Annotated in this window: 6 protein-coding genes; 1 reads left to right on the top strand and 5 read right to left on the bottom strand. The window is 63.1% G+C overall.

Annotated elements, in window-relative coordinates:
- The 4 genes from VIW95_RS16020 to VIW95_RS16005 all read right to left on the bottom strand — a co-directional run.
- Nucleotides 1–1,128: ABC transporter substrate-binding protein (locus tag VIW95_RS16020; protein WP_331588371.1), on the bottom strand; the 1,128-nt coding region annotated here is incomplete at its 3' end.
- A gap of 4 nt (nt 1,129–1,132) precedes the next feature.
- Nucleotides 1,133–1,993: a MaoC/PaaZ C-terminal domain-containing protein gene (locus tag VIW95_RS16015; RefSeq protein ID WP_331588369.1), complete on the bottom strand. Its 861-nt coding sequence runs from the start codon at nt 1,991–1,993 to the stop codon at nt 1,133–1,135.
- A gap of 48 nt (nt 1,994–2,041) precedes the next feature.
- Nucleotides 2,042–3,154: an N-acetylglucosamine-6-phosphate deacetylase gene (gene nagA, locus VIW95_RS16010; RefSeq protein WP_331588366.1), complete on the bottom strand. Its 1,113-nt coding sequence runs from the start codon at nt 3,152–3,154 to the stop codon at nt 2,042–2,044.
- Nucleotides 3,151–3,402, bottom strand: a complete 252-nt coding sequence (locus VIW95_RS16005; protein ID WP_331588364.1) for a hypothetical protein — start codon at nt 3,400–3,402, stop codon at nt 3,151–3,153. The genes nagA and VIW95_RS16005 overlap by 4 nt, the downstream gene beginning before the upstream one ends.
- Nucleotides 3,403–3,596: 194 nt before the next feature.
- On the opposite strand from VIW95_RS16005, the gene VIW95_RS16000 reads away from it, so the two are divergent.
- Nucleotides 3,597–4,514 carry a hypothetical protein gene (locus tag VIW95_RS16000; protein WP_331588362.1) on the top strand — a complete coding sequence of 306 codons (918 nt, stop codon included), beginning with the start codon at nt 3,597–3,599 and terminating at the stop codon, nt 4,512–4,514.
- A 36-nt stretch (nt 4,515–4,550) separates the two neighbouring features.
- Here the strand turns inward: VIW95_RS16000 and VIW95_RS15995 are convergent.
- A partial coding sequence (locus VIW95_RS15995) for an NAD-glutamate dehydrogenase domain-containing protein (protein WP_331588360.1) occupies nt 4,551–6,609 on the bottom strand: 2,059 nt, incomplete at its 5' end.

The raw sequence follows: 6,609 nt of genomic DNA, 5'->3' as shown, positions 1-6,609 counted from the left end.
ATCGAGCGAGCCGGAATCGTCGTGCGACTCGGGAGTGATGATCACCTTGCGTCCGCGGTGCCATTGCACGAGAAGCATCTGGTGACCGACCTGGCGGCCGGTAACGCGATCGATGGAGAAGTCACCGAACATCGTGGTCGTGCGCAAATCCGAGAATGCGGCACGAAGCATCGCGTCGTCGCAGCCGCCGCTGATTGCGAGCGCGGCGGCAGTCAGGAGACCTGCCGCATAAATCTGCGCGGCGGGATAGTCGGGAGCGTCGGCGGAACCGGCCGCCCGCATTCGGCGTGCGAACTCGGCAGGCGTGGGACCGAGCGCGGGCTCGAGCTCGAAGGAATCTTCCCATTGCGAGGGGCCTACGATTCCGTCCGCCAGCTCGCCGAGGTCCGATGCGAAGCGACTGACGCCGGCGGCGATGCATCCGAGCACCGGGATGTTGAGCCGCGATTCCACGACCGCGCGCATAACGGCGACGTCGTATTCGTAGCTGCCGGCGCTCGCGAGTGCGTTGACGCGGTTGCGCGCGAGCGCGGGGAAGAGCTTGCCAGGAGTCGAGTCGAGATCGAATGCGCCGTTCCACTTCACGCGGACGCGGACTCCGCGGCGGCGGGCGACGCGTTCATCGGCAGCACGCTCGAAGCCCGAGGCAACCGCGCGAGCGAACGGAGTCTTTGACGCGACGATCGCGACGCGTTTGCGCCACAGCTTGAGTTGAGTGAGTAGTCTGACGAAGCCGCGCAAATAGTCACTTGCGGGACTAAGTACTCCGACGATCAGCTTGTAGCCGCGTTCGTAGAGTTCGTCGCCGGCGCCGCCATGATTGACGAAGACGCGGCCGGATTGTTCGGCGATTGGCGCGGCGACGCGCGCGAGGCGGCTGGAGTACGGCCCGAAGATCACATCGGTGCGGCGATCGGCGCATAGCGAGCGATAGATTTCGGCACATCGCGCAGGATCGCTCGCATCGTCGTGGCATTCGAGGGCGAACTCACAGCGCTCACCGCCGACGCGCAGCGCGCTGCTGGCGTTGGCGTCGGCGATGAACAATCGGATCGCGAGTTCGGCCTGCCGGCCCATCGGCGAGTATTCGCCAGTGAGGGAGAGCGAGAGGCCGATGGTGATTTTCACAACGTCAGGATGCGACTTCGGCGATACCGCCCTTGATAACGGCCTGGCCATCCGGATTGAAAGTCTCGTAGGCGAAAACTTTGCGACCGCCGCGCTCGCTTTCGTTGTCGGCCCAGACTTTGGTGGTGATGGTCTGGCCGGGGAGCACGGGACGCGAGAAGCGCACGCGCAGGCGTTTAAGGCGTGTGGGATCGCCGGCGCAGAGCCTGTCGATCGCGACCTTCGACGTGAACGCCATCGTGCAGAGGCCGTGCACGATAATTCCCGGCAGGCCGGCCATCTTCGCGATGTTTTCGTCGACGTGGATTGGATTGGGATCGCCGGACGCTTCGGCGTAGCGGAAGGTCTGATCCTTGTCGATGGTTTGGGCGACAGAAAAGAGCGGCGCGCCGCGATCAGGCTCAACCGGGCGCGGATCCGGGGCCGCGGCGTCGCGGTTTCGAGCACCTCGAATGAAAATAATGAAGTGCGTCCTCTGAACCGGCTGCCCTTGCTGATTGGCGGCGGTCAACTCGACAGTCATGGTCTCGCCGGTAGTCTTGACGTCGATCGAAATAATTTTCGCGGTCGCGGTGATGACGTCGCCGGGGTGAATCGGATTAGGAAATTCCATGTCCTGCTCGCCGTGAACGAGGCGGAGCAGGTCAACGTGGAGGTCGGGATCCATCATTGCTTTCATCAGCGCGTCCCAGGTGACCGTGACGCCGAACATCGGCGGCGCGACGATGCCGGCGGCGCGGCTCGCGTCGAAAAACGCGGAGTTGTCGTCGTTGTACGCGCGGGCGTACTTCTGGAGCGCGTCGAGGGTGACGTTGATCGTAACGGGCGGGTATTGGCGGCCCACGCAAGCAATGTTCAGTGGCATCGATCGGCTCCGGTTGATGATGACTTCGAGATTCTGACGGCCCGGTGTTTATTTTAACTCGCGACCGCCGATGAATACGGACTTCAACTCTAGCGCCGGACCGAGCAGGATCAAATCGGCGTGGGCGCCGACCTGGATGCGGCCGCGATCGTTAGCACCGACGAGATTTGCGGGATTGGTGGCGGCCATCACGGCTGCGTCGCCGATGCTGACGCCGGCTTTTTCGACCATGACGCGCACGCCGTCGAGCATCGAGATGATACTGCCGGCGAGCGTGCCGTCGTCGAGGCGTGCGGCGCCGTCGCGAATGGTCGCGCGAGCGCGGCCGATATTTTTCTCGGTGTTGGTGGTTCCTGCGAGCGCCACTTTGTCGGTGACGATGATGATTCCGTCTTTACCCCGCGCCGTCACCGCGAGACGCAACATCGCAGGATGCACGTGGACGCCGTCGGGGATGATTCCGGGAACTGCGGGTGACGGCGCGAGTGCGGCGGCGATGACGCCGGGGTCGCGATGGTTCAACGGGCGCATCGCGTTGAACAGATGCGTGAACATCCGCGCGCCGGCGGCGATGCCGGCGTTCGCCTCGTCGAGAGTCGCGTTGGTGTGGCCAATGGAGACTACCACGTTGCGCGCGGTGAGACGGCGAATCGCGTCGAGTCCGCCGGGCAGCTCGGGCGCGAGCGTGATCAATCGAAGCGCGTTCATCGCGAGCACTCGTTCGAACGCGTCGCCGCGCGGCTCGAGGTTGAGTGTGGGATGCGCGCCGAGGCGGTGCGGTGAAATGAACGGGCCTTCGAGATGCATCCCGAGAATGGCGGATGCATCCGTGGAGTTGTCGCGACGCGAATTTTCGAATGCGGTTGCGATCGACTCGTGAACCTCCGCGATCTTTTCAACTGGCGCGGTAACCGCAGTCGGCATCCATGCGGTCGCACCTTCGCGCGCGAGATGACGGCTCAGATTGGCGAGTGCGTCCGCCGACGCGTTCATCACGTCGATACCGTGCGAGCCGTTGACTTGCAGATCGACAAGGCCAGGCAGGATGTAATAGTCGCCGTCGCCCGAGACGGATTCGAGCGCGGTGATCCTGTCGGCGAACGTGATTTGCCCTCGAGAGATCGAACCGTCGGGCTTCGCGATAAGGCCTGACAGCTTCAATTCGCGCCGAACCGCTCTGCGAGCAGGCGCGAGAAGCGCGGCAGGTAGACGAGGTCGAAGGTCTCTTCCTTGCCGGGGAACATCGCAACGGCGGCGCCCTTGAGCGCGAGCACATGCTCCCATCCCAGCTCTAGCGTCATGTCATTGTCCTGCGCGATGACGGCGAAGGTCAGATCGACCAGGAAGCGCAGGCGGCGAATCATTTTGTTCTCATGCTCGATTTTCGCGGCGCGGTCGTCGTCGGCCATGAGTGCGTTCTCCCAGAGGGGCGTTGGTGATCTGATTATATCATCGAAGCGCGGAGCGAATCATGGGGAATTGCGCGGACTTGTCTCGATTGTGTGAGGATGCCAACCTCTAACGCGCTGTGAGCCCTGTTCGCCTCAAAAGCAGCTTCATATATCTAGCCAACGCGGTAAACGATCTGCGTGGGAACTGGTCGGTGCTGGCGATCGTGCTGGCGCCGCTGCTGCTCGCGGCCGCGTTGTGCCTGCTGCCCGAAGCGCTGAATCTGCAACACCGCCTCGCGACGAACTTTGCGCCCGGCTCGCAGAACATCAGCTACACGTCCCCGATCAGCTACACACCGGCGGACAGCGCGGACGCGACCGCCAAGCCGCCGCCGCTCCAGGAGCCGCAGCCTTACGCGCCGTGGGTATTCAACGTACTCAATCAGCTCGTCGGGTTGCTCGCGTCGTTGGTCACGTTGATTGTGCTGAGCTCGCTGAAGAGGACTCAAGCCGGGTTGCGAGAGCCCTCGATAGTCGGCGAGGCGATCGCCGTCTATCGAGATGCGAGCAAGCTGTTGCTTGGATTCATCTGGGTAACGTTCCTGCAATTTGTCCTCCCCGATACGACATCGTTTCTGGTCGGCTTGTCCTCGGGCTCTGCACTGAACGTGTTGATCTACTTTGGTTTGCTGTTGATGATCGTCGTGAGTGCACTGGTGTATGCGTGGCTGTATTTTTCCCAATACGCGCTAATCTTCGACGGCAAGCGCAGCTTTCACGCGCTGCTATTCAGCCGCGACCTGATGCGCAAGCGCTTTTTTAAGGTCGCGACAAGGATCGCGGTATTTGTCGCGTTCTGGTGGGGATACACATCTTTGGCTGGCGTCGCCTTCTTCGTGGTGAGCAGGCTGCTCGGTCCGGTCGGGGCGGTCACAGGTTTCCTCAGTACGACGATCTTTCTGGTTGATCTTTGCGTGATTGCCGTGAATTTCGCGATTGCTTCATTGGTAATCGCGGCCAGCCTGCGCTTGTACCAGGATTTGCGTGAGCGGCAGGTGGCGGAGCGGGGTGATTCCGCTGCACAGGCGGCAATGCAGGTGACGGCGCAACTGCCGCAAGTCGCGCTTTGAGAGGGTGCAACTAAGCGATGGGGGAAAACTACCCCATCAACTTGCCAATCGTGAGAGTGCGCGGATCGTGACGTGAATCGCGGGGAGGCTCGGGGCTGCGAGCGTTTTCAGTTCGTCGAAGAGGCGCGCGACTTCTGCGAAGCGATTTGCGCGGACGCGCTTTAACTGTTCGATCGATTCATCCACATTCAGCTCGGGATCGTCGGCGATGGCGTCGAGCACCGCGCAGCACATCGCGATGCGCGCGGCGCGGAGTTCGGTGGACAGCTCGTTGGCGGCGCGGCGCTCCCAGCGATCGTCAGTGCCGATCGATTGCAGCGCTTCTTCGAGAATCGCGAAGTTGAGTTGCGCGGCTAGCTGGAGATAAGCGTGTGCCACCCTGGCCGGCTCGATTTCGCGGGCGAAACTCAGACTCAGCACGCTCAGAATGTGATCGGCGAAGGCGAGTCGCGCGAGCCCGTGCGCCAGTTCGCCTTCGTGCACGTCATTGCGAAGTTCGCGATAGAGGCGCTCGAAGCGGTCGCGCTCGCCACCGGCGAGCATCGTTTCGAATTCATCGCATAGCATTTCGAATGCAGGCTTGAAGCGGGTTATTGCGGCGCCGATCGAAGTGGCGGGCTCGAGTTCGCTCAGCGCCCATCCGGTGGCGCTGCGACACGCGCGTTCGAGAGCGAGAAATGCGCCGAGCTCCGATTCGGCCGCGGTCGTCGCGGCGTTGCGCTTGAGCTCAGCGGCGCGCTCGTGAATCGAAAGCACGTCGGTCGCGATGATCCATCCCCGGACGACGTCCTCGGCCGCGACGCCGCGATCCCGCACGTGGCTGAATACGAATGTCGAGCCGGCGAGATCGACGAGTTCATTGACGGCGCGCGTCGCGATCAGCTCGTGACGGAGGCGATGAGCGCCGACGTCGGCGTGCTCGGCCAGCGAGGTCGGGAAGTACGGTTGCAGGAACCGTCCGACCAGGTACGAATCATCCACCAGCACCGTGGTTTCGATGCGCTGGATGAGATCGATCTTGGTGTATGCGGTGGCGAGAGCGAGCTCGGGCCGGGTGAGGCCGGGGTACTGCGCGTGGCGATCATGTAGCGCTTCGCGCGGAGGTATAGCGGGGTCCATCCCGGCCAAGATGCCGCGATCCGCGATGGCTTGGAGATGATCGCGAAACTCGTTCAGGTGCGTGCGGCTGCGGAGCTGTTCGAGGCTGAGCGAGAGCATCTGGTCGCGATTGTCGGCGATAACGCGGTCGGCGACTTCGTCAGCGCATGCGGCGAGCGCGCGATTGCGTGCGTCGAAAGTGAGATCGCCGCTGGCCACGGCGGGCTCGAGCAAAATTTTCAGATTGACCTCGTGATCCGACATATCAACGCCGGCCGAGTTGTCGATCGCGTCGGTGTTGATGCGGCCGCCCGCGAGCGCGTACTCGATGCGCGCATGCTGGGTGAAGCCGAGGTTGCCGCCTTCGACGACAATCTTCGCGCGAAGTTCGGGCGCGGTGATCCGGCATGCGTCGTTGGCGTGGTCGGCGACCTCAGCGTCGGTCTCGGTCGTCGCGCGAACGTAGGTGCCGATCCCGCCATTGTAAAATAGATCGGCGGGCGCGCGCAGAATGCATTGAATCAAGGATTCGCCGTCGAGTGCGTCGGCGTCGCATCCGAGCGCGGCGCGCGATTGGGGGCTCAACTCGATTCGCTTCTGGCCGCGACGGAAAACGCCGCCGCCTGGACTGATGAGCGCAGAATTGTAGTCTGCCCAGGTGGAGCGCGGCAGATCGTACAGGCGCTTGCGCTCGTCGAAGCTGGCCGCGGGGTCTGGATCGGGATCGATGAAAATGTGGCGATGATCGAAAGCGGCGATGAGCTTCACGTTGCGCGAGCGCAGCAGGCCGTTGCCGAACACGTCGCCCGACATGTCGCCGATGCCGATCATCGTGATGGGCGCGCCGCGGTCGGGGTCGCGGCCCATCTCGCGCAGATGCTGCCGCGCAGATTCCCACGCGCCGCGCGCCGTGATCGCCATCTTCTTGTGGTCGTAGCCATGCTCGCCGCCGGACGCGAACGCGTCGCCGAGCCAGAAGCCGCGCTCGATCGCGATC

Source organism: Binatus sp. (SeqCode) (genome assembly GCF_036522015.1).
GTDB lineage: Bacteria > Desulfobacterota > Binatia > Binatales > Binataceae > Binatus.
The sequence above is the reverse complement of the archived record's forward strand: the minus strand, read 5'-3'. Positions and strand labels throughout refer to the sequence as shown.

Coding starts and splice junctions, on each gene's coding strand:
- VIW95_RS16005 (WP_331588364.1), bottom strand. CDS start 3,402: ATGGCCGACGACGACCGCGCCGCGAAAATCGAGCATGAGAACAAAATG.
- VIW95_RS16015 (WP_331588369.1), bottom strand. CDS start 1,993: ATGCCACTGAACATTGCTTGCGTGGGCCGCCAATACCCGCCCGTTACG.